This window comes from Ruegeria sp. AI3, assembly GCF_056541245.1.
On sequence record NZ_JBQFYA010000001.1, the window covers coordinates 494,880 to 516,462 of the forward strand.

At 59.0% G+C, this 21,583-nt stretch carries 20 protein-coding genes; 9 read left to right on the plus strand and 11 right to left on the minus strand.

Annotated elements, in window-relative coordinates:
* Nucleotides 1-35 precede the first annotated feature (35 nt).
* Genes ACRZ95_RS02455 through ACRZ95_RS02465 form a run of 3 tightly spaced genes read right to left on the minus strand, consistent with a single transcriptional unit; the run spans nucleotide 36 to nucleotide 3,523 of the window.
* The gene (locus ACRZ95_RS02455) at nucleotides 36-308 is read right to left on the minus strand and encodes a hypothetical protein (RefSeq protein ID WP_170676303.1); all 273 of its coding nucleotides are present in this window, start codon (nucleotides 306-308) and stop codon (nucleotides 36-38) included.
* The gene (locus tag ACRZ95_RS02460) at nucleotides 292-3,087 is read right to left on the minus strand and encodes a [protein-PII] uridylyltransferase family protein (RefSeq protein ID WP_170676305.1); all 2,796 of its coding nucleotides are present in this window, start codon (nucleotides 3,085-3,087) and stop codon (nucleotides 292-294) included. Before ACRZ95_RS02460 ends, ACRZ95_RS02455 begins: the two co-directional genes overlap by 17 nt.
* A 49-nt stretch (nucleotides 3,088-3,136) precedes the next feature.
* Nucleotides 3,137-3,523: a DUF4440 domain-containing protein gene (locus tag ACRZ95_RS02465; protein ID WP_480554460.1), complete on the minus strand. Its 387-nt coding sequence runs from the start codon at nucleotides 3,521-3,523 to the stop codon at nucleotides 3,137-3,139.
* A gap of 143 nt (nucleotides 3,524-3,666) precedes the next feature.
* Here ACRZ95_RS02465 and ACRZ95_RS02470 point away from each other — a divergent pair, with 143 nt between their 5' ends.
* The 4 genes from ACRZ95_RS02470 to ACRZ95_RS02485 all read left to right on the plus strand — a co-directional run bounded on the left by ACRZ95_RS02470 (nucleotide 3,667) and on the right by ACRZ95_RS02485 (nucleotide 5,884).
* Nucleotides 3,667-4,089: a DUF2852 domain-containing protein gene (locus tag ACRZ95_RS02470; RefSeq protein ID WP_170676307.1), complete on the plus strand. Its 423-nt coding sequence runs from the start codon at nucleotides 3,667-3,669 to the stop codon at nucleotides 4,087-4,089.
* Nucleotides 4,090-4,155: 66 nt separating this feature from the next.
* Nucleotides 4,156-4,587, plus strand: coding sequence for an RDD family protein (locus ACRZ95_RS02475; protein ID WP_170482976.1), 432 nt, complete (start codon nucleotides 4,156-4,158; stop codon nucleotides 4,585-4,587).
* A gap of 75 nt (nucleotides 4,588-4,662) precedes the next feature.
* Complete coding sequence (locus tag ACRZ95_RS02480) at nucleotides 4,663-5,487, plus strand: arginyltransferase (protein ID WP_170676309.1); 825 nt, start codon at nucleotides 4,663-4,665, stop codon at nucleotides 5,485-5,487.
* A 7-nt stretch (nucleotides 5,488-5,494) separates the two neighbouring features.
* Complete coding sequence (locus ACRZ95_RS02485; protein WP_170676311.1) at nucleotides 5,495-5,884, plus strand: VOC family protein; 390 nt, start codon at nucleotides 5,495-5,497, stop codon at nucleotides 5,882-5,884.
* Nucleotides 5,885-6,008: 124 nt separating this feature from the next.
* Here the strand turns inward: ACRZ95_RS02485 and ACRZ95_RS02490 are convergent, their stop codons facing one another.
* The 3 genes from ACRZ95_RS02490 to ACRZ95_RS02500 all read right to left on the minus strand — a co-directional run bounded on the left by ACRZ95_RS02490 (nucleotide 6,009) and on the right by ACRZ95_RS02500 (nucleotide 10,510).
* Complete coding sequence (locus ACRZ95_RS02490; RefSeq protein ID WP_170676313.1) at nucleotides 6,009-8,363, minus strand: TRAP transporter large permease subunit; 2,355 nt, start codon at nucleotides 8,361-8,363, stop codon at nucleotides 6,009-6,011.
* Between the two features lie 17 nt (nucleotides 8,364-8,380).
* The gene (locus tag ACRZ95_RS02495; protein ID WP_170466343.1) at nucleotides 8,381-9,307 is read right to left on the minus strand and encodes a TRAP transporter small permease subunit; all 927 of its coding nucleotides are present in this window, start codon (nucleotides 9,305-9,307) and stop codon (nucleotides 8,381-8,383) included.
* Nucleotides 9,308-9,427: 120 nt separating this feature from the next.
* Nucleotides 9,428-10,510, minus strand: coding sequence for a TRAP transporter substrate-binding protein (locus ACRZ95_RS02500; protein ID WP_170373973.1), 1,083 nt, complete (start codon nucleotides 10,508-10,510; stop codon nucleotides 9,428-9,430).
* Between the two features lie 248 nt (nucleotides 10,511-10,758).
* On the opposite strand from ACRZ95_RS02500, the gene ACRZ95_RS02505 reads away from it, so the two are divergent.
* Nucleotides 10,759-12,192 (plus strand): cache domain-containing protein, encoded by a 1,434-nt coding sequence (locus ACRZ95_RS02505; protein ID WP_170466340.1) that lies wholly within the window; start codon nucleotides 10,759-10,761, stop codon nucleotides 12,190-12,192.
* Complete coding sequence (locus tag ACRZ95_RS02510) at nucleotides 12,189-12,827, plus strand: response regulator transcription factor (RefSeq protein WP_170373975.1); 639 nt, start codon at nucleotides 12,189-12,191, stop codon at nucleotides 12,825-12,827. Before ACRZ95_RS02505 ends, ACRZ95_RS02510 begins: the two co-directional genes overlap by 4 nt.
* A 79-nt stretch (nucleotides 12,828-12,906) precedes the next feature.
* Here ACRZ95_RS02510 and ACRZ95_RS02515 read toward each other — a convergent pair whose 3' ends face one another.
* Together ACRZ95_RS02515 and ACRZ95_RS02520 are read right to left on the minus strand one after the other, a co-directional pair.
* Nucleotides 12,907-13,290 (minus strand): bleomycin resistance protein, encoded by a 384-nt coding sequence (locus ACRZ95_RS02515; protein WP_170676315.1) that lies wholly within the window; start codon nucleotides 13,288-13,290, stop codon nucleotides 12,907-12,909.
* Nucleotides 13,291-13,336: 46 nt separating this feature from the next.
* On the minus strand, nucleotides 13,337-14,182 hold the full coding sequence (locus ACRZ95_RS02520) for a HalD/BesD family halogenase (RefSeq protein WP_170676317.1): 846 nt from the start codon (nucleotides 14,180-14,182) through the stop codon (nucleotides 13,337-13,339).
* A gap of 425 nt (nucleotides 14,183-14,607) precedes the next feature.
* Between ACRZ95_RS02520 and ACRZ95_RS02525 the strand changes: the two genes are divergently transcribed.
* The 3 genes from ACRZ95_RS02525 to ACRZ95_RS02535 all read left to right on the plus strand — a co-directional run bounded on the left by ACRZ95_RS02525 (nucleotide 14,608) and on the right by ACRZ95_RS02535 (nucleotide 17,969).
* The gene (locus ACRZ95_RS02525) at nucleotides 14,608-16,359 is read left to right on the plus strand and encodes an acetolactate synthase 3 large subunit (RefSeq protein WP_170676319.1); all 1,752 of its coding nucleotides are present in this window, start codon (nucleotides 14,608-14,610) and stop codon (nucleotides 16,357-16,359) included.
* A gap of 66 nt (nucleotides 16,360-16,425) precedes the next feature.
* Entirely contained in the window at nucleotides 16,426-16,986 is a 561-nt protein-coding gene (gene ilvN, locus ACRZ95_RS02530) for an acetolactate synthase small subunit (RefSeq protein WP_170373979.1), read from the plus strand.
* 281 nt (nucleotides 16,987-17,267) lie between these two features.
* On the plus strand, nucleotides 17,268-17,969 hold the full coding sequence (locus ACRZ95_RS02535; RefSeq protein WP_170676321.1) for a helix-turn-helix domain-containing protein: 702 nt from the start codon (nucleotides 17,268-17,270) through the stop codon (nucleotides 17,967-17,969).
* Here ACRZ95_RS02535 and ACRZ95_RS02540 read toward each other — a convergent pair.
* From ACRZ95_RS02540 to prfB, 3 genes are all read right to left on the minus strand, one after another.
* Complete coding sequence (locus ACRZ95_RS02540; protein ID WP_170676323.1) at nucleotides 17,966-18,739, minus strand: DUF2189 domain-containing protein; 774 nt, start codon at nucleotides 18,737-18,739, stop codon at nucleotides 17,966-17,968. The genes ACRZ95_RS02535 and ACRZ95_RS02540 overlap by 4 nt on opposite strands.
* Nucleotides 18,740-18,762: 23 nt before the next feature.
* On the minus strand, nucleotides 18,763-20,163 hold the full coding sequence (locus ACRZ95_RS02545) for an amidase (RefSeq protein ID WP_170676325.1): 1,401 nt from the start codon (nucleotides 20,161-20,163) through the stop codon (nucleotides 18,763-18,765).
* 190 nt (nucleotides 20,164-20,353) lie between these two features.
* Nucleotides 20,354-21,478, minus strand: coding sequence for a peptide chain release factor 2 (prfB, locus tag ACRZ95_RS02550; RefSeq protein WP_170373982.1), 1,125 nt, complete (start codon nucleotides 21,476-21,478; stop codon nucleotides 20,354-20,356).
* Nucleotides 21,479-21,583 lie beyond the last annotated feature (105 nt).

The following is a 21,583-nucleotide window of genomic DNA, read 5'->3' on the forward strand; positions in this document are numbered from 1 at the left end:
CGCCTCATAGTCGCGAACAGCCCGAAGGAAAACCCCTAGCGCGGACGAGAGCGCCAGCCCCCGCGCCGTTTAGGCGCTTGGGCGGCCTGCAACCCCTCGGTCATCACCTGAGTCATGGGATGTTCGGGCTCCTGAGCGGAATAGACCGCATGCAGCTCGGCCAGAGCCTGTTTCTGGTCCACGCCATCGGGCAGGCTGAGCGCCCAGTCCAGAAAGATGCTGCGGCATTCGGGCATAGAGATACCTTCGATGTTATACGCCTCGCGGATCAGGCCCTTGGGGTCGTTTGGATCAGTGCTGCGCGCCATCTTCATCCTCTTTGATTACGCTGCCGATGATTTCGGCGGCGGTGGAATAGCTGTCCTGCAATGCGGATTGCAGCGCTTCGACCTGTTCGAACCCGGTGGCACGGCACAGGAAGGCCGCTCCGCCCTCGCCGATTTTGTCCGCCTCAATCACCTTGCCCGAAAGCAGCCGCGCCGCGCATTGTACCGACCAGCATAGATCGTAGCTGTCCTTCAATGTTTGTGCCTGCGCGACATCCAACAAACCGGCAGCGACCGCCCCGTCGAGGCCAGACATCACATCCCGGTTTGCGAGGCCTGCCATCAGCGCTCCGGTCTCGGCCATCAACTCGATATCCATCATTCGGCCCGGGCCGTTCTTGGCATCCCAAACGCCCGCCGGGGCCTTTGCCGCCGCCAGACGCGTCCGCATTTCGGCCACTTCGCGCAGAACTTTGCCTGCCTCCCGAGGGCGCGATAAAAGCTCAGTTCGGAAGGCTTCGATATCCTGAGCCAAGCCCGAGTCTCCGGCGACGACATGAGCGCGGGTCAGGGCGAGATGTTCCCACACCCACGCCTCTTCCTGCTGGTAGTGCGTGAAACTTGCCCAACTGGTCGCCACCGGCCCCTGATTGCCCGAAGGGCGCAGGCGCATGTCGACCTCATAAAGCCGCCCCTGAGACATGGGAGCCGAAAGCGCCGTGATCAGCGCCTGCGTGAACCGAGCGTAGTAGGTGCGCGTGGCCAGCGGGCGGGGACCGTCGGACATGTCCTGATCAAGCGGATCGTAAATCACAATCATATCCAGATCGGATTGCGAGTTGATCCGCCCTGCCCCGAGCGACCCCATGCCCAGAATGGCGGCTCCGCGCCCCGGTGCCGGGCCGTGTTTGCGGGCGAAGGCGTCGGTCACAAAGGGAAGGATCGCGGCGATAACGGCTTGCGCCAGCTCTGTATATTGTCGGCCGGCTTGCGCCCCATCGATCAGGCCGCGCAGGTGGTGAACGCCAATGCGGAAATGCCATTCCTTGCACCAGCGCCGCGCCAGATCGAGTTGCGTTTCATAGTCGGCTTCCTGCGCCAGTGCTTCCACCAACTCGGCCTGCAAAGCCTTCAAACCGGGCCAATCGCTGAAAAAACTGCCTCCGATCACCGCGTCAAAAACGGAAGCGTTGCGCGACAGGTGGGACGCCAGCGCATGAGAGGTGCCGACGATGTCGATCAACAGGTCGTTCAGATGTGGGTTGGCCTCAAAGAGCGAGAACAACTGAACACCCGCAGGCAGGCCTGCCAGAAACCCATCCAGCGCCAGCAGCGCCTCGTCAGGTTGCGCGGTTTTGGCGAGGCGCGAGAGGAGCTCGGGCTTCAACCGGTCGAAGATGCGCCGCGCGCGCTGGGACCTTAGGGCCGGATATGTGGCCCAGCGGGCGAGGATATTCTGGTCGAACGTCACCTCAGGCGTGGGCGTCGGCGCGGGCCCTGCACCCGGTGCAAAGAAGCCTTCCGTCAGCTCATGCACTTCGGTCAGGCGGCGGGTCAGACCCTTGGTCAGATCGCCGCTACTAAGCGCCAGCAGACAGGCGACCCGTTCGATCCCATCGTCAGATTGAGGGACCTTATGGGTCTGAGCGTCGTGGATCATCTGAATGCGATGTTCGACCTCGCGATGCGCGCGATAGTGATCGGTCAGCTTTTCCGCAACCTCTTCCGGCACCCAGCCCTTTTGCGCCAGAGCCGCCAGCCCGGGCACCGTGCCGCGCACGCGCAGATCGGGGTCGCGCCCACCTGCAATCAACTGCCGGGTTTGGGTGAAAAACTCGATCTCGCGAATACCGCCCTGACCCAGTTTCATATCATGACCAGGGATCGAGAGGCTACCGCCCGTCCCTTTGTTTTCTCGTATGCGCAGGCGCATGTCATGGGCGTCTTGAATGGCGGCAAAGTCCAGATGCCGACGCCAGACAAAGGGTTTCAGCGTATCCAGAAACCGCTCTCCGGCCGCCAAATCACCCGCACAGGCGCGTGCTTTGATATAGGCTGCCCGCTCCCATGTGCGACCGAGGCTCTCATAGTACCGTTCGGCCGCCTCCGTCGCCATGCAGACCGGGGTCACCGCCGGGTCGGGCCGCAGGCGCAGATCGGTGCGGAACACGTAGCCGTCGGCGGTCTTGTCACTGAGCGTGGCGCAGAAATTGCGCGTGGCCCGCACCATCCCGTGCCGGGCTTCGTAGAAGTCATCCGGGTCAAAGCGTGTTTCATCAAACAGAACGATCAGGTCGATATCCGAGCTGTAGTTCAGCTCATGCGCGCCCATCTTGCCCATCGCGAGAATGACCATCCCGGCTGCGGTTTCGACATCATCCTCAGTCATTCCGGGCAGCTTCTTGCGGCGGATCAAGGCGGCAATCTCGGCCTTTGCGGCCACATCTGCCGCCAGCGCACCAAACTCGGTCAACGCTGCCGTGACCCTTTCCAGCGGCCAAGCACCTGCAATATCCGCCAAAGCGGTTAGTACCGCCATCCGCCGCTTGGCCAGCCTTAATCCCGGCTTGAGCAGATCTGGTGCCAAGGCGCGCGCGGCCTCCATCACCTCTGCCAAAGCGTGGTCCGGCTGGTGCAAGGCCTGCGGCAGCCACTCCCTCTCTTGCTCGATCAGGCCCTTCAGATACGGGCTGGACCCGGCGGTTCCGGCGATCAAATCGCCTTGTTCGGGCGTCAGGTCGGCAAGCAGAGCGCGGGTTTCATCGCCCAAAGACTGGTCGAACGCGCGCGGCAGACGGTTGATGGTCAAACTCTCAGTCATACCCGGACCCTGCGCACCGCTGGGCGGCAAGGTCAATGCGGCAAACGCATTATTCCTGTTCGACCGGAGTGTCCTGACTGAAACTGTTGATCCAAGCCCCCGCCCGACGTTCCCAAAGGGAAGATATGAGCATCGCCTCCCACTCCTCCGCGCCCGGTCGCACATAATCGGCCCGATAGGACAGCAACACGATATCCGGGGTCAAAATCCGCAGGTGCTCTTCGCTCAACTTGAATTCCGCCATTGTCGGAGCCTCAGCGAACTGCCCTACATGGTCGTCCCGATTTGCAAAACCCGACGGGTAGACACCCAGAAAATCGGCGCTCAGAAGCGCCCTGTCAGCCTGGGCGTCGCCTGTTGCCAAAGCAGACCATACCTGTTTTTCCAGCTCCAAGATCTCAACAAGCGTTGACGCATTTGCGTTCTCATTCATCATGTCCGCACCCTGCTGCCCGAGGCCTGCGTCGTCAACCAAATCCGAAAATGTAAATCTTTTTCACATCGACCCCTTGCAACCCCGCAAGCGCTCCCCATCTAGATCATGTGAAAGGAATTTACATCAACCCCAGGAGAGACCACATGACCGCATTGTCCGAACCCGCCGCACCCGCAAATCCGGGGTGGCTCTATCGTGCCGAGGCTTGGATGGACGACAAAGGCAAAGGCGCCTGGATCGCCGCCATGGTTCTTGGGTTCATCTTCTTCTGGCCCGTAGGCCTCGCCCTTCTGGCCTATATGATCTGGAGCAAACGCATGTTCAGCAAGTCCTGCAGCCGCCGCAAATCCTGGCACAGTCACATGAGTGCAATAAAGCCATCAGGCAACAGCGCCTTCGACGCCTACAAGGCCGACACTTTGGCCCGTCTGGAACGTGAACAGCAGGATTTCGAAGCCTTCCTGCGCCGCCTGCGCGAAGCCAAGGACAAAGCCGAGTTCGACCAGTTCATGGATGAACGCGCACGTGAAAACCACGAAGACGATGGCAAAGGCGAACCGGCCTGAATTGACTTGCCCTGTCCCGACCATTCGGGACAGGGTAACACGACCTACCCTTTCGGAAACCTGACAATGAACCATCTGCCCGATCCCGATACTCAACCCGAGTTCTACCAGTCCGTCGCAACCAAGCGTTTTGTCGCATGGTTGTTCGACATCGCCTTTATCTCACTTCTGTGCATCGTCCCCGTCTTCCTGACACTTGGGGCCGGGCTGTTCTTCTTGCCGCTGATCTATGCCGTGATCAGCTTTGTCTACCGGGTCATCACAATCTCGAACGGATCTGCCACGCTTGGCATGCGGTTCATGGGGATCGAGCTGCGCGACGCGTTCGGCGAACGGATGGATATGGGCAAGGCCGTGGCCCATACGGCCGGATACTTCATCAGCATGGCGTTCTTCGTTGTTCAGATCGTATCTGTCATCATGATGCTGACCAGCGCGCGCTGCCAGGGTCTGACGGATGCCTTCCTTGGCACAGTCATGATCAACCAGCGGGCCTGAACGCAACACACTTGAATCACTTGGCGGCTTGAAAATCCGTTGCTATCATCCGGTCCGAGGCTACATGGGACCTTCATGCGACACACGCTGCCAATTGCGCCACAATTCTATGTGACGGCTCCCCAGCCCTGCCCTTACCTTGAGGGCAGGATGGAGCGCAAACTCTTCACCGCTCTGCAAGGCGCAGGCGCGGATCAGTTGAACAATTCGCTGTCCCAACAAGGGTTTCGCCGGTCGCAGAACGTCCTCTATCGCCCATCCTGCACTGATTGCGCTGCGTGCCTTTCCGCCCGGATCGACGTCTCGGCCTTCCGCCCGACCAAAAGCCAGAAACGCGCGGCCAAACGTAATGGTTATCTAGAGCGCCGCGCAACCTCGCCCTGGGCCACCGATGATCAATACGAGCTGTTCCGTCGCTACCTCGATACCCGCCACGCTGATGGCGGCATGGCCGATATGGACGTTTTCGAGTTCGCCGCGATGATCGAGGAAACCCCAATCCGCAGCCGCGTTGTGGAGTATGCCGACCCCGAGACTGGAAACCTGATCGCCGTCAGCCTGACCGATGTTCTGGATGACGGCCTCAGCATGGTTTATTCCTTCTACGACCCAAACCAGCCGCAGAACTCTTTGGGCACCTACATGATCCTCGACCATATCGAGATCGCGCGTGAGGCCGGCCTGCCCTATATCTACTTAGGCTACTGGGTCCCGGGCAGTCCGAAAATGGGCTACAAAGCCAAGTTTTCCGGGCTAGAGGCCTATGTTCGGGGGCGCTGGGAGAAAATCTCCAACCCCGAGGCTTTCGCAGATGCCTCGCACCACCCTCTCGCCTCGGCCCCTATAGCCGAGCAAGTGGCAAACATCCAACTGCCTGACCGCCACCCCACTAAAGGCTGATCCTTTCATGAAACAGAGCCTGCACGCTGTCACCCTTGTGGTGCCTGACTACGATGCTGCGATCAATTTCTACACCGAAAAGCTAGACTTCACTCTTTCCAAAGATATTGATCTGGGAGGCGGAAAACGCTGGGTCCTCGTCACGCCGCCGGGTTTAGGAGAGGCCTCCTTACTGCTGGCCAAAGCCGACGGTCTTGAACAAGAAACTGCTATCGGCAACCAAACCGGGGGGCGTGTTGGGTTCTTTCTGCAAACAGATGACTTCCAACGCGATCACGCAGCAATGCGGGCAAAGGGTGTCCATTTCGAAGAAGAGCCCCGTGTTGAACCCTATGGCACAGTCGCGGTATGGCAGGACCCTTTCGGAAATCGTTGGGACCTCATCCAGTTCGCATGATCCCGTTCATCCGGCCGAAGATAACTCTTTTAAAGTCCGCGCAAGCTCTTCGCCTTAAACCTAAAATAAGAAAGTAAAAGGGGGCCTTCCAGGCCCCCTTTTTCATTTGGACTACACTCAGTGATCAGTTCGGAATCAGATCCGGCACGATGGTCACAATGGTCGGGAAGAACCATAGGATCGCAATACCGACGACCTGAATGATCACGAACGGTACGACGCCACGATAGATATGGCCCGTCGTCACCTCTTTCGGGGCGACCCCTCGCAGGTAGAACAAGGCGAACCCGAAGGGTGGCGTCAGGAACGAGGTCTGCAGGTTCACCGCCACCATGATGGTCACCCATTTCGGATCGAACGACCCGCCATAGATCACCGGCCCAACAATCGGGATCACGATGTAGATGATCTCAAGGAAGTCCAGCACAAAGCCCAGAATGAACAGCACCAGCATCACGATCAGGAAGACCGTGAACTCGTTGTCGAAGCTGCGCAGGAACTGCTGGATGTAATGCTCACCCCCGAAGGAGATCACCACAAGGTTCAGCAACTGCGACCCGATCAGGATGGTAAACACCATCGAGGTCACCTTCGCCGTCTCGCGCACCACCGGCGTCAGAACCCCGCTTGAGAACAGGACCCAGCAGCCGAACAACAGACCGAACAGAGCGTACAGGTACGTCGCATAAGCCAGAATGAAGGCGATCCAGGTCTCAACCGGGACATTGCCCTGATTGATACGCAGATCGAAATTCACACCCATCAGCAAACAGATGATGACTGCAAAGGTCGACCAGATGATCACACTTCCGGACCGGCCCTGATCCTGCAGCTTGCGGTACGCAGCCAACATGATCGCACCACCGGCACCCAGTGCCGCAGCAGGTGTCGGATTGGTAACACCGCCAAGGATCGAACCCAGCACCGCGATGATCAGAACCAGCGGCGGGAACACAACTCGTATCAGATCGTTGGTGGCACAACGCGCGGCAGCCTCCTTACAGCCGTAGATCGCGATGGCGAAGGGAATCGCCAGCAACACGAATGTCGCCCCGGATGAGGTTGTTGGCTGGATGAAGAGAATATCCACCAACAGCATCAACAACAGGCCAATCGCCCCAACGATCAGAGGTTGCGGCGAGCGTGAAGGCGCGATGCCACGACCCAGAACCAAGGTCAGCGCCAGCAGCACCACAACAATCGAAACGCCGGTTCCGATCGGAGCCGCATTGGCGATCTTGGCGTCACGGGCGGCGGCGAGTTCTTCGTCGCTCAGGCGCTCAGCGCTGGCAACGCCACCGGCGGCGTCGATTGCCTCTTGCTCGGCCACAGCTTGATCCCAGGCGGATTGGCCATGCAGTTCGATCATCGAGGCCTGACACTCAGCCGAGACATTCGTGCGCAAAGACGCGCCCTGCCCCACATCCGAGAAGGCCGAGACCGAGATGTTCTGGCTACCGATCACACCCGCGCTGCCCAGAAGCACCGCACCCACGATGATCGCAACCGGCGCACCCAGCAGCCAGGTCAGACCCTCAGAGCGGGTGATCGTCTCACCAGAGCCACCCGACAGCTCAACCGCAGGAGCCTTGTCCGGGTTCAGCAGTGCATAACCAAAGGCATAAAGCGCATAGAGCAGCGCCAGCATGATCCCCGGCAACAAAGCCGCTTGGAACAAGGTTCCAACCGAGACCACCGCAGGTTCGCCCAAAAAGGTCAGGGCATCGGTACAGCCTGCCTCGACCGCACGCTCTTCCTGCGCCGTCGAGTACAAGTCACCCGCCAAAGTGCCCAACAAAACGATCACGATCGACGGAGGGATGATCTGCCCCAGCGTGCCCGAGGCCGCGATCACACCTGTCGCCAACTCGGGCGAGTAGTTGTTACGCAACATCGTCGGCAGCGCCAGCAGGCCCATGGTAACCACGGTCGCGCCAACTATACCGGTCGAGGCGGCCAGAAACGCACCCACAACAACAATCGACACGGCCAGACCACCGGGCAGCGGGCCAAAGACACGTGCCATCGTTGTCAACAGGTCGTTTGCGATCTTGGAACGCTCCAGCGTGATGCCCATCAGAACGAACATCAAAACGGCCAGAAGGGTCTCAATCGACTGACCGGCCAGAACCCGTTCGTTCATGCGGTTGACGATGAAGGAAACGTTTCGGTCCAGCGCGGTTTCCCATCCCGAGGGGAAGACCGGCTCGCCTATCCTTGGTAAGTCCGGGTATCGGAAGACCGAGACCGTATCGGGTTTGACCCCCGAATTCACCAGGTCTCGGTAAGCTTGTGAACCAGTGTCAATCGCCTGGTGGATAAGCAGTCCAGCGCTGTCCAGCGCGGCGATGATCCCGAAGGAGATCACACCCGCTCCACCGATGGCGAAGGCCACCGGGAAGCCTGAGAGAATGCCTCCGAAAAGGCAAAAGAATACGATAATGAGGCCTATCTCGACGCCATCAAGTCCGAATAGCATTGTCTTGGTCTCCGTCCTTAATGTGCGCCTTCGTAGGCTTCTTCACCCTCACCAAGGCTATCCTTGTCGAGGTATTTTCCGGCGCTTTCCGGCCCTTCCACGTATTCCAGATACGACCGCCACAGGAAGGCAACCGCGTGCAGGAACACCATGCCCGCAAAGATCACGAGCAGGATTTTGAACAGGAAATACGCGTTGAAACCGTTCGGGCTGAAGCCGATGGTTTCCACGTTCCAGCGCAGGGCGCGCGACTTGGCCACCAGCCTGTCCAGTGTGTCACTGGCAGAGGGTTTCGGTACGATCAGGTGCCGCCACATGAAGTACCAGCCATACATCCAGGTCAGCACGGCCATCGGCATCATGAACAATACCGCTCCGCACATATCGACCACCCGCTTGGCGCGGTGGCTGATACCGGCATAGATCAGGTCAACCCGCACATGCCCGCCCTGCACGAAGGTGTAGGTGCAGCACAGGCAGACGACCATCGCGTTATAGAGCTTCAGCTCTTCGGCAAACCAACTGATGTCCTGATTGAAGGGAATACCCAGGCCAAAGGACATGTCAGGCCGGGCAAAGACCCGCTGCATGAACACGATAACGATCTGCTGGATCACCATAAGCAAACCCGCCCAGGCAAAGAAACGTCCGGTCGTGTTGGCGAAAGCCTCCAGTCCGCGCACCATGCCCCACATCACGTTTCGGTAGTAGAGGCCGATGGCCGTAAGAACCAGAAACAGCGTGAACACCACGAAGAAGAACTCGACCGAGCCTCCGTAGTAGACAAAGCGCATGATGGATTCTTTGTCGGACCAATCCAGCCACAGCTGCGGATGCGTGATCGCATATCCAAAATTATAGAAGGCTTCGGCAATGTTCTGAATGAACCAGATCAGTCCATTCCACAGGGCGCCGAAAAACGAGATACCGTTATCGTCCTGCATGTTGTCCCCGGGTCACGTCAGTTGCACTGCAAATTATAGCGGCATGATGGGTCCGCGCATATGCAACAAGAAAGGCTCCCCCGCGATTGCGGGGAAACCGTTTTGTCAGTTCACTTGGGATTAGCCGCGAACGCGGTCGCGCTGAGCGGTGTAAGCACCCGACGACAGGTTCAACCAGCCCGAGGACGATGCCATCGATGCCATTGCACTGTCGTGGATCTTCTTGAACAGCTCGTCGCCCATGTTCTCGTCCAGAACCTCTTGCGAAGCCTGACCGAACGCATCCCAAACGCTGTCTGGGAATTCCATGACCTTCACGCCACCCGACTGCAGACGCTGCAGAGCTGCACCGTTGTTGGCCAGGAACTGCGCCAGGTTCCACTGGTGCGCTTCGGCCGCTGCGATCTCGATGATCTTCTGCTGGGCCGGTGTCAGTTCGTCGAACACGTCGCGGTTGGTCGCCAGCGACAGACCTGCGCCCGGCTCGTGGAAGCCCGCGGTGTAGTAGGTCTTGGTGATTTCCTGGAAGCCCGCTTTTTCGTCCGCCCAGGGGCCGATCCACTCGGTGCCGTCAATCGCACCCGAGGACAGCGCCTGATACACTTCGGAACCCGGAATGTTCTGAACCGATGCGCCCAGTTTGCCAAGTGCCTGGCCACCCAGACCTGGCATACGGAACTTCAGACCCTGGAAATCCTCGGGGCCGTTGATCTCTTTCGAGTACCAGCCGCCTGCCTGCGCGCCGGTGTTACCCGCCAGGAAGGACTTCAGGCCGAAGATCGAGCCCAGCTCGTCATGCAGCTCCATGCCGCCGTCGTGGTAGTACCAGTTCACCAGTTCCTGCGCGGTCATGCCGAACGGAACAGCGGTGAAGAAGGCATAGCCTGGGTGCTGACCCACAAAGTAGTAGTCAGCCGCGTGGTACATGTCGGCCTGACCGGACGAAACGGCGTCGAACACTTCGAACGCGCCAACCAGTTCGCCTGCGGCCTTGATTTCTACGTTCAGGCTGCCATCGGACATCGCGTTGATGCTATCGGCGCAGCGCTGTGCGCTGTCGAACACCCCGGCCAGACCACGACCCCACGAGGTAACCATGGTCAGGGTCCGCTGACCCTGCGCATAAGCCGGTGCCGCCAGTGCGGTTGCCGCAGCAGCCGAGCCGCCCAGAGCAGATTTCTTCAGAAATGAACGACGATCCATATGAGTGTTCCTCCCCTTCATAAGTCATCACCCGGAGGTGTCCGGGCCTGTCGCTTTCAATGGATCGGAGCCTAGAGGCAGGGATATGAAAGGGAATACCTACTACTGCGTAGAAACCCGAATTTCTGCCCGTTTTTCGCAGATAAAATCGGCAAAAAAGCCAGCCATCCCACGTTCCCGAGGGCATTTACCCCCAGAAACGCTCAATCTTTTTGCATTTTCGCCGCCGCTTGCGTATCGATTCGACCATGCAAAGACTCCGACATCTGGTTTCGCTGACCTATGCGCAGAAACTGTCTTTGGTTGCGGCCATCCCTCTGGTCGTTGCCGTCGCGGCCATTGCCTTTCTGGTCGCCTATCAGGCCCGAGCGACATCCGAGCGCGAAATACAGGCGCTGGAGCTACGCCTGATCGAGGCCAAGAAGGAAGAACTGAAGAACTACGTCACACAGGCGCGCAACGGGTTTGCCTATATCTACGGGCGCGCTGAACCTGACGATGACGTCGCCAAAACGCTGGTAACTCAGATTCTGTCGGCGATGATCTACGGGCAGGACGGGTTCTTCTTTGTCTATGACTATGACGGCACGAACTTGGTCAGCCCCCGCCAGACCCAGTTCATCAACCGCAATTGGGACGGTCTGACCGACAGCGACGGTACTCCGGTCGTGGATGAGTTCATCCGTCTCGCACGCCAAGGTGCAGGCTGGCACAGTTTCATGTGGGAAAAGCCCTCGACCGGGGAAGAGGCGCAGATGATCGCCTATGTTGTGGGCCTGCAGGATTGGCGTTGGGCCGTGGGCACCGGTGTCTTCATCGACGACATATTGGCAACCGTCGCCAATGCCCGCGCGGAGGTCGAGGACCGGGTCCAACGCACCTTCATGTATATTGGCGCCATCGTTGTAGCCTCAGTCCTGATCGTCTTTGCCTCGGGCATGTTGCTGAACATACGCGAGCGGCGGCTGGCCGATGCAAAGCTGAAAGAGCTGACCCAGCGAGTGTTCGACGCTCAGGAAGAAGAACGCGGCCGGGTCGCGCGCGAGCTGCATGACGGGATCAGCCAGATTCTTGTCGGTGTCCGCTATGCTCTTGATAATGCGCGAAGGCGCTTGTCCCGAGGCGATGACGCGGGCGCGCAGGCCCCATTGGACAAGGGCATTGATCATCTCGGCACGGCGATCACCGAAGTACGCCGCATCAGCCGCGACCTACGCCCCGGCGTGCTGGATGATCTAGGCCTCGGCCCGGCCCTCAAGGCGTTGACCGATGACTTCCGCGAGCGCACAGGGATCGAAACCGAGTTTTCGACCGTTGTCTTCCGCAACCGGCTGGATCAGGACAGCAAGATCGCCCTCTACCGCATCGCTCAAGAAGCTTTGACCAATATTGAGCGCCACGCAGACGCCTCGCATGTTACAATCGACTTGCGCGGGCACAAGAAAGGCGCGACCATGCGGATCACTGATGACGGGCGCGGGCTGCGCTCTGAACCGGATCAGAGCGGCACCGGCATCGGGCTACGCAACATGCAGGAACGGATCGAACAGCTTGACGGCACGTTGCGTATTCTGTCATCACGCGGCCCGCACGGGGGCACGGTGATCGAAGTCAGCCTGCCCCTCAGCCACCTGCTGCCGCCGCAGGAAGACGCAACACCGAACCGAAAGGCCGGGACATGACCATCCGAGTCCTCATTGTCGACGATCACCCCATGGTGGCCGAGGGCATCCAGTCGATCCTCGAAAGCTATGATGAGATAGAGGTCGTCGGCACTCTGGGCAGCGGTCAGGCCGCGGTTGATCACGCGGCCGAGTTGACACCCGACGTGATCCTGATGGACCTCAACATGCCCGGTCTCGGCGGCCTGAGCGCGACCGAACTGATCCTCGAACGCCTGCCCGAAACCCGCATTCTGATCCTGTCGATGCATGACAGCCCCGAATACATCTCAACCGCGCTCAGCCACGGCGCCAAAGGCTATGTGCTGAAAGACGTCCCCACGGATGAGATCAAAGAGGCGATTGATGCCGTGATGAAGGGCGAGCAATATCTATGCACCGGCGCCAGCGGGTCCTTGAAGCCCAAAGGCGACAGCGCCCGCGAAGCCCTTACCGGGCGCGAACAGACCATCCTTCTTGAACTTGCGCAGGGAAAATCCAACAAAGAAGTCGCCCTGGCACTCGATATCTCGGTCCGGACTGTCGAGACGCACCGAAAGAACATCAAACGCAAACTGGGCATCTCCTCTACAGCAGGCCTGACCCGTTATGCGCTGGAACATGGCGTATTGCAGGGTACCGGCGTCGGCTTCTGAGCCACCCACAGCGCGGCACGCGCTGCCCGGCCCAACCAGAGGAGGCGCGCCGCAGGCGCGTTGACGATGGGCGGGAGGGCTACCCGCGCGGCCTGATATCCTCGCCGAAAAAGATCAATGTCCCATCCTCGTCAATGACGTGAAACTCGCGTTGCTGGTACGGCTGATCAAACGGAGAGCGCACACGTCCGTCGGGCAGATCTTCCAACCCCGGTTTGAGGCTGTCATACAGCGCATCAACCCCCTCGACATCTATGTAGAAGGACTGCTCTTCCCCCAGCAGCTTGCCATCGTCTCGCGGCGGGCATTCCAGCAGCCGAATAGCCAACGGTCCGCGCGAAAGAAAAGCATAATTGTCCTGTCGAAACCCGCAGCTGAATCCCAAGCGCTCACAATAGAAATCAATCTGGTTCTGCAACGACGAACACAAAACAAACGGAGTGAGTTGCAGTATACGCGCCATGCCAAAGCCCTCCCTGAATGGGCCCTAACCTACCTGTGTCGGCAACTCAGTCCAATAATTCATCGGCCCGGCGGCCCTCTCGCGCGTAGTGATGCGGCAGAACCCGACCATAGAGCTGCCGCGTCCTCTCAACCCCGCCACACATGCCTTCGGTGTCCACAAATGAGAAGATGCCAACGTAGCGCTTGCGCGCGCCTTCAACCGGCGCAACACGATGCAAGGCATAGCGACCCTTGAATATTTGCAGATCACCGGGCTGCAAGTCGATCCGGTGAACGGCCTGCATATCGCCATCCAGAACTCTTCTTACCGCCGAAAAATTCTCATCCTCAGAACTGCGTAGATCCGGGGCATATTCAAACGCGCCGCCTGTCTCGGCGTTCTGAATGGCCAAGGTCACCGTGTAGTTGTTGGTGTCGAAATGCCAGGGAAACCCCTGCCCCTCTTCCACGACGTTGATGATGACATCCGCCAGCGGATCATCATAGCGAAAGAACCGATCCTCAGGCTCATCCAGCGCATCGCGAATGAACGGCAGAAAACCGTCAAACTCATAAATACGCCGCAGAGGACCCGATCCGGGGAAATTGTCTGCAGGTACAAACGCATTCGACCTATCATAGAACCGACGCACCGGATGCCCGATCCCATAGCTGGGGTCATCCTTGGTGAAATAAACATTCGTACGGTTGAAAGACCGATGAGCCTTGGGCGCGACGGCATCTGCCTCTACCAGTAACTGCTCCAACCCGCCCTCATGCACAAATCCCGGCAGAACCGCGCAACCGTCATGCTCAAGCTCTCGGCGCAGATCACCGATCAACTGGCGGTACGCGGTCGAGTCCGGACGATCAATCGGATAGCGCCCCAAATCCACGAGTTCCTGCAGCAAGGCCGACCTCCCTATTTGCCCCTCATAAAAGGCAGCCTGCCGCAGCACATGACGCGCTTCTGGTTCATTTCAGACATCGCGTTGGCGGTTTTGGACAAGTCGGAAATCCGTCAAAACACCGCGCGCGCCCTATGGTTTTACCGGAAATTCCCGACATGCGGCATTTTGCGCAACAAAATGTCGCAAAATTCATCAATCCGGTCATGAAATTCATACGATTGACTGTTGACGCTCCGTCGTGCCGAACATAATGTCCCCTGCAAGCTGATAAGGAGCCTCTGGCGATGAACACGCTAGTCGTAATCGTAGGAAACACGCGTATGGGCCGGTAACGGAAAACCACAATCGAACCCATGCGCCTCCGAAAAACTCGGGGGCTTTTTTTTGGCAAACGCAAGACACATGTCGCGAACGGAGCAAAGCAGATGACACGTGAGATGACCGGCGCAAAGATGGTGGTTCAGGCCCTCAAGGATCAGGGCGTGGACACAGTATTCGGATATCCCGGTGGCGCCGTCCTACCGATCTATGATGAGATCTTTCTGCAAAACGACATTCGCCACGTCCTGGTGCGGCATGAGCAAGGCGCGGTCCACGCGGCCGAAGGCTATGCCCGCTCGACGGGCAAACCCGGCGTTGCGCTTGTGACATCCGGCCCCGGCGCGACCAATGCGGTCACCGGTTTGACGGATGCGCTGATGGACTCGATCCCGATCATTGTTCTGACCGGTCAGGTCCCGACCTTCATGATCGGCTCGGATGCGTTCCAAGAGGCCGACACCGTTGGCATCACCCGCCCCTGCACCAAGCATAACTGGCTGGTGAAGGACACGGATTCGCTGGCCGAAACCATGCACGAGGCGTTCCACGTCGCCACCTCGGGCCGTCCGGGTCCGGTGCTGATCGACATTCCCAAGGACGTGCAGTTTGCATCCGGAGACTATACTGGCCCCAAGACCTCGACCTCTCGCTATCAGCCTGTTCTGAAGGGCGATCTGGAAGAGATCACCGAACTGGTCGCTGCGATGGAGATCGCCAAGAAACCCGTTTTCTACACCGGCGGCGGCGTCATCAACTCGGGCCCCGCAGCCAGTCAATTGCTGCGTGAGCTGGTGGATGCGACGGGTTTCCCGATCACCTCGACCCTGATGGGCCTTGGCGCTTACCCGGCCTCGGGTGAGAACTGGCTGGGCATGCTGGGGATGCATGGTCTCTATGAGGCCAACCTGGCGATGCATGACTGTGACCTGATGATCAACATCGGCGCTCGGTTCGACGACCGGATCACCGGCCGCATCGACGCGTTCTCACCGAACTCGAAAAAGGCGCATATCGACATTGATCCGTCTTCGATCAACAAGGTGATCCGCGTCGACATCCCGATCGTCGGCGATGTTGCGCATGTTCTGGAAGATATTTTGAAGGTCTGGAAATCGCGCGGTCGCAAGACCGATGCGGCCTCGGTCGCCAAGTGGCAGGAGCAGATTGCCGACTGGCGCAAGGTCAACTGCCTTGCCTACACCAACAGCGAGAAGACCATCAAACCGCAATACGCGCTGCAACGCCTTGAAGAGCTGACGAAAAACCACGATCGCTACATCACGACCGAAGTTGGTCAGCACCAGATGTGGGCCGCGCAGTACCTTGGGTTCGAGGACCCCAACCGCTGGATGACCTCAGGCGGTCTGGGCACGATGGGCTACGGCACTCCGGCTTCGATCGGTGTGCAGATGGCGCATCCGGATGCGTTGGTCATCAACGTCGCGGGTGAGGCTTCGTGGCTGATGAACATGCAGGAAATGGGCACCGCCGTTCAGTACCGCCTGCCGGTGAAACAGTTCATCCTGAACAACGAACGCCTCGGCATGGTCCGCCAATGGCAAGAGCTGCTGCATGGTGAGCGCTACTCACATTCGTGGTCCGAAGCCCTGCCCGATTTCGTCAAACTCGCCGAGGCCTTCGGGGCCAAGGGCATCCTGTGTTCCGACCCAGCCGATCTGGACGACGCGATCATGGAGATGATCAACTATGACGGCCCGGTGATCTTTGATTGCCTTGTAGAAAAGCACGAGAACTGCTTCCCCATGATCCCGTCGGGCAAAGCTCATAACGAGATGCTGCTGGGCGAGGCCGAAACGCAGGGCGTGATCGATTCCAAAGGTTCGGTTCTGGTTTAACAACATTCGTCGGAATTGACCGGGCGCCCGACGCCCGGTTTTCGCAAGATGATGAAAGGGACATAAATGTCTGCCCTACATATCAAAAAAGGCTCCACCCGCCACTCGGCCTATAACCTACGCCCGACCTTTTCGGACGTGCAGGAGCGCCATACGATTGCGGTTCTGGTAGAGAACGAGCCAGGCGTTCTAGCCCGCGTGATCGGCCTGTTCTCGGGCCGTGGTTATAACATCGAAAGCCTGACCGTGGCCGAGGTCGACCATACAGGACACCTCAGCCGCATCACCATCGTGACCACCGGTACCCCGCAGGTGATCGAGCAGATAAAGACCCAATTGGGCCGCATCGTACCAGTTCACGAGGTCCATGACCTGACAGTCGAAGGCCCTTCGGTCGAGCGGGAACTGGCGATCATCAAGGTTGTTGGCGAAGGCGACAAGCGGGTCGAGGCGCTGCGTCTGGCCGATATTTTCCGCGCCAATGTGGTCGACAGCACGTTGAACTCGTTCATATTTGAGATCACGGGCGCGCCCGACAAGATCGATGCTTTTGCTGACCTCATGCGCCCGTTGGGGCTCGTCGAAATCGCCAGAACTGGCGTGGCCGCCCTGTTGCGCGGCGACTGACAGTTGCAAGGTCCCGGCAGGGTACCGCTGGGACCTTTCGCTTTTTACAACAAGTACCCATTTGATACTTCATTAAAAAAAAGCCTGCAAATAAACCATAAAGATCACCACCAGCAGACAAATACCTATTGCCTTTACCCTACGTCCGATTAGCATCTCAAGTGCAACGCGGCGTGGGGAAACGTTGCTTTGGGGTCATCTTTACGATTTCGGTCACACATCCGGTCCGCCGGTCCGCACCGCTGTTTTCACGACTGAAACCGCCGATGCAGGGGGAACCGATGCCAGAGGATACGCGCAGCCCGGACGAACTTCGCGCCATGTTCGGTGCAAACCTCAGACGCTTGGCACGAAACTACCCTTCGATTTCGGCATTGTGCCGCGAACTGGGCATCAACCGAACTCAATTCAACAGATATCTTGCGGGCGAGAGTTTTCCGCGCGCGGATGTTCTGGACCGGATGTGTCGCTTCTTTGATGTGGATGCCCGCATCGTTCTCACCCCGCTTGACGACATCCCGGATGCCAATACGCATCATGTGAACGCCACTCTGACGCAATTCCTCGGCTCGGGCGCCCAGGCCACACATGACTGCACCTTTCCACCGGGTTTTTATGCGGCGACGGACACCCGAACGTCCATCGTATTGCACGCGAAAAGGCTGCCGCAATGCACGTTGATCCGAGGCTTCACACCGCGCAGCGCCATGCCCGGCAGCCCATCCATTGCACGAGAGGTGCGCGGCATAGCAAGCTGTTCCGGCGACTATGTCTACATGCTGATTTCCGGTCGTAACGGCCAGAACAGCCGGGTCTATGTGGTCAGCAAGAAAGATACCCTCTGGCAAGGCACAAGCTACACCCGCCCGGACAAAGACGACGCGCGCGCCGTGACCCTGACCCGATTGGGGCAGGATGCAACAGATGCGCTTGGTGTCGCGCGCAAGCTGATGCGGGCCAACAGGCCCGACGAACGGCGCTAGCTCGGGCCATCCTCGCAGATCAGGCGATACAGGTGCCAGCTTGCATGACCTAAAAGCGGCAGCACCAGAAGCAGTCCCAAGAACCATGGCACCATCGCGACAAACGTCAGCACGGCGATGAAAATGCCCCACCCGATCATGACCGGAAAGTTGTCCCTCACGTAGGAGAAACTTTCGATCATTGCCGTCACAAAATCCAGTTCGCGGTCCAGCAGCATCGGGATCGACAGTACGGTGATCATATAGAGGATGGTGGCAAAGACCGCCCCGACGGCCGACCCTACGGCCAGCATCATCAACCCGTTTGCCGTCAGATACACTTCGAGCGAGGAGGACACGTTCGTAAGCGTCGACAGCCCCATGAACAGGGCAAAGATCATGTGGCCCAGAAAGAACCAGAACAGAAACATAACCACAATGATCGCGCATATGGAGGGCAGCTGGCGACGGCTCTGCTGCAGCACAACCCCGAATATCGCGTTAAAATCAAGCTCCTCTCCGGCCTCCAAACGACGCGACACCTCATATAGCCCGACTGCCGCAAACGGACCGATCAGAGGGAACCCGATCGCGGCGAGGACCAACCAATAGCTTGTTCCTGTCCGGAGGGTCACCCAAGCGATCGCCCAGCCCGCCAACACATAGAACCCCGCAAATATCAAGCCGAACAGCGGCGCCCTGCGAAGGTCAACCCACGCCCGCCGCATCGCCTGTTTTAGCATCCCACTGTCAACAGGGCGCATCTGAGGCGCTCCGAAAGGTCTTTCCATCTGTTTCTCCTCCCCGTCTGGCCCTATCTCATCGCGGGCCTTTTCTGCGGCCATGTCGTTGCCTCGTGATACGCCGCCCCCATGGACAGCAGCCGCGCATCCGACCCTTTGGGTCCCAATAGCTGAAAGCCCATTGGCAGGCCTTCCGCTCCGAACCCGGCAGGCGCAGCCAGACAGGGCAAGCCAATCAGGCTGACCGGCACTGTCACCTGCATCCAGCGATGATAGGTATCCATCACTCGCCCCATGATCTCACGCGGATACGGCGTCTCGATATCGAAGGGCCAGACCTGTGCGGCCGGCAGAACCAAAACATCATAGTCCTGAAACAGCCCAGCCGCCCGCCGGAACCACTCCGACCGGGTAACGCTGGCCTCGTGCACCTGCATGGCGGATAGCATCAGGCCACGCTCCAACTCCCACTGTGCGCTGTCCTTCAAGGCCTCTGATTTGCCCTGCAACGGCTGCAATCCCGCCGCCACCGCCCAGGACCGCAGGGTAATCCAACTGTCCCACATCTTTTCGGCATCGAAGGGCGCAGACACATCTTCGACCACTGCACCCAGGTCTTCGAAAACGCTTAGGGCATCGCGGCAAAGGTCCAGAATGCCGTCCTCAAACGGAAATGCGTCGCCCCAATCTCCCAACCACCCAATCCGCGCCCCGCGCAGATCAGCGGCTTGAACGGGACTCACGTGCCCGGCATCCGAGACCAAAGGTGACCGGGGATCAGCGCCCGAGATCACGTCGAGCAAAAGCCCCAAATCCTCAGGGCTGCGCGCCATTGGCCCCAGAGTCGACAACTGATGCAGAAACCCTTCTCCAACGGGTTCCGACGGCACCCGCCCCCAGCTGGGGCGAAATCCGTAAACGTTGTTCCACGCGGCCGGGTTGCGCAGGCTTCCCATCATGTCCGAGCCATCGGCCAACGCGACCATCCCAGTCGCCAACGCAACCGCCGCGCCACCAGACGACCCCCCACAGGTACGCGCCCCATCATAAGGGTTCCGGGTTGCTCCATAGACAGGGTTGAACGTGTGCGAGCCAAGCCCAAACTCGGGTGAGTTAGTCTTGCCAATCAAGATTGCCCCAGCCGCGCGCATCCGCGCCGCGATCAGATCGTCCTGTTCGGGCACAAAATCACGAAACAGTGGCGATCCCTGCGATGACACTATCCCGGCGACATTGACCAGATCCTTCACCGCAATCGGCAACCCATGCAATGGCCCCCGCTTGGGACCCGTATCCATTGCCGCCGCCTCGGCCATCAGATCATCCGCATCGCGCAGCGCCACAATCGCATTGACCGTTCCATTCACGGCCTCGACCCGCTCCAGCGTCGCAGCCATCACCTCGACCGCTGAAACAGCACCAGATGACAACTGATCGACCAGCGTCTTTGCGGAAAGCTGAGTGATATCCATCCGGGTTTCAATCACCTCGATCTGTTTGGTTCAAATCCAGCCTAGCCGCGCACCCCGACCAATAAAACCCATTGTTTAAATACATCTTTTCCCGAATGGCTAAGCACCACCCGGATCCCCTTCATCTGGCTAAAAATATCTCGGGGGAGTCGCGGCTTGCCGCGGCGGGGGCAGCGCCCCCTGCCCAGACTTAGTCGCCCTGCGCCTCGGACCGGCTTTTGCCCGCCACGTTCAACGCCAGCGTCGCCGCCATGAACCCATCCAGATCTCCGTCCAAAACACCTTTGGTATCCGAGGTCTCATGATTGGTCCGCAGATCCTTCACCATCTGATAAGGCTGCAAGACGTAGGATCGGATCTGGTTGCCCCAGCCCGCATCCCCCTTTGCCTCATGCGCCGCGTTGATATCGGCGTTCCGACGGTCCAGCTCTTGTTGGTAGAGGCGCGATTTCAGCGCTTTCATGGCAATATCGCGGTTCTGGTGCTGCGACTTCTCGGATGAGGTCACAACAATCCCGGTCGGGATGTGCGTGATCCGCACCGCCGAGTCCGTGGTGTTCACGTGCTGTCCACCCGCTCCCGAGGACCGATAGGTATCAATACGAATATCGGCTGGGTTCACCTCAATCTCGATATTGTCGTCGACCACGGGGTAAACCCAGACCGAACTGAACGATGTATGCCGCTTGGCCGCCGAGTCATAAGGCGAGATTCGCACCAGACGATGCACGCCGCTTTCCGATTTCAGCCAGCCATAGGCATTGTGACCCGAAATCTTGTAGGCCGCCGACTTGATCCCGGCTTCTTCGCCGGCTGTCTCGGATTGCAGCTCGACCGTGTAGCCCTTCTTTTCCGCCCAACGCACATACATCCGCGCCAGCATCGAGGCCCAGTCACAGCTCTCGGTCCCACCCGCGCCCGAGTTGATCTCGAGGAAGGTATCGTTGCTGTCAGCCTCGCCATCGAGCAGAGCCTCCAGCTCTTTCTTGGCGGCTTTGTCCTTCAGAGACTTGATCGAGGCTTCGGCGTCCTGAACAACCTCTTCATCCTCTTCCATCTCGCCCAGCTCGATCAGCTCGATATTGTCGCTGAGATCGGTTTTGATGGACTCGTAGGTCTCGATCGCGTCGACCAGCATCTGCCGTTCGCGCATCAGTTTCTGTGCGTTCTCGGGGCTGTCCCACAGGTTCGGATCCTCGACCCGCGCGTTGAATTCCTCAAGCCGATGGGGCGCGGTTTCATAGTCCATGCGCTGCGCCAGCAGCTCTAGTGACTTTTCGATTTCCGCCACGATATTCTGGGTTTCGGCGCGCATGGTCTTGCCCCAACTTGGTCAAACAGGACTGCGTGATAGCAAGAGCGGAAGGCCACCACAAGACGGGCCAGACGGGATTGCACGTCTGGCCGAAAGAGATTTCAC

Coding starts and splice junctions, on each gene's coding strand:
- ACRZ95_RS02455 (WP_170676303.1), bottom strand. CDS start 308: ATGGCGCGCAGCACTGATCCAAACGACCCCAAGGGCCTGATCCGCGAG.
- ACRZ95_RS02460 (WP_170676305.1), bottom strand. CDS start 3,087: ATGACTGAGAGTTTGACCATCAACCGTCTGCCGCGCGCGTTCGACCAG.
- ACRZ95_RS02465 (WP_480554460.1), bottom strand. CDS start 3,523: ATGATGAATGAGAACGCAAATGCGTCAACGCTTGTTGAGATCTTGGAG.
- ACRZ95_RS02470 (WP_170676307.1), top strand. CDS start 3,667: ATGACCGCATTGTCCGAACCCGCCGCACCCGCAAATCCGGGGTGGCTC.
- ACRZ95_RS02475 (WP_170482976.1), top strand. CDS start 4,156: ATGAACCATCTGCCCGATCCCGATACTCAACCCGAGTTCTACCAGTCC.
- ACRZ95_RS02480 (WP_170676309.1), top strand. CDS start 4,663: ATGCGACACACGCTGCCAATTGCGCCACAATTCTATGTGACGGCTCCC.
- ACRZ95_RS02485 (WP_170676311.1), top strand. CDS start 5,495: ATGAAACAGAGCCTGCACGCTGTCACCCTTGTGGTGCCTGACTACGAT.
- ACRZ95_RS02490 (WP_170676313.1), bottom strand. CDS start 8,363: ATGCTATTCGGACTTGATGGCGTCGAGATAGGCCTCATTATCGTATTC.
- ACRZ95_RS02495 (WP_170466343.1), bottom strand. CDS start 9,307: ATGCAGGACGATAACGGTATCTCGTTTTTCGGCGCCCTGTGGAATGGA.
- ACRZ95_RS02500 (WP_170373973.1), bottom strand. CDS start 10,510: ATGGATCGTCGTTCATTTCTGAAGAAATCTGCTCTGGGCGGCTCGGCT.
- ACRZ95_RS02505 (WP_170466340.1), top strand. CDS start 10,759: ATGCAAAGACTCCGACATCTGGTTTCGCTGACCTATGCGCAGAAACTG.
- ACRZ95_RS02510 (WP_170373975.1), top strand. CDS start 12,189: ATGACCATCCGAGTCCTCATTGTCGACGATCACCCCATGGTGGCCGAG.
- ACRZ95_RS02515 (WP_170676315.1), bottom strand. CDS start 13,290: ATGGCGCGTATACTGCAACTCACTCCGTTTGTTTTGTGTTCGTCGTTG.
- ACRZ95_RS02525 (WP_170676319.1), top strand. CDS start 14,608: ATGACACGTGAGATGACCGGCGCAAAGATGGTGGTTCAGGCCCTCAAG.
- ilvN (WP_170373979.1), top strand. CDS start 16,426: ATGTCTGCCCTACATATCAAAAAAGGCTCCACCCGCCACTCGGCCTAT.
- ACRZ95_RS02535 (WP_170676321.1), top strand. CDS start 17,268: ATGCCAGAGGATACGCGCAGCCCGGACGAACTTCGCGCCATGTTCGGT.
- ACRZ95_RS02540 (WP_170676323.1), bottom strand. CDS start 18,739: ATGGAAAGACCTTTCGGAGCGCCTCAGATGCGCCCTGTTGACAGTGGG.
- ACRZ95_RS02545 (WP_170676325.1), bottom strand. CDS start 20,163: ATGGATATCACTCAGCTTTCCGCAAAGACGCTGGTCGATCAGTTGTCA.
- prfB (WP_170373982.1), bottom strand. CDS start 21,478: ATGCGCGCCGAAACCCAGAATATCGTGGCGGAAATCGAAAAGTCACTA.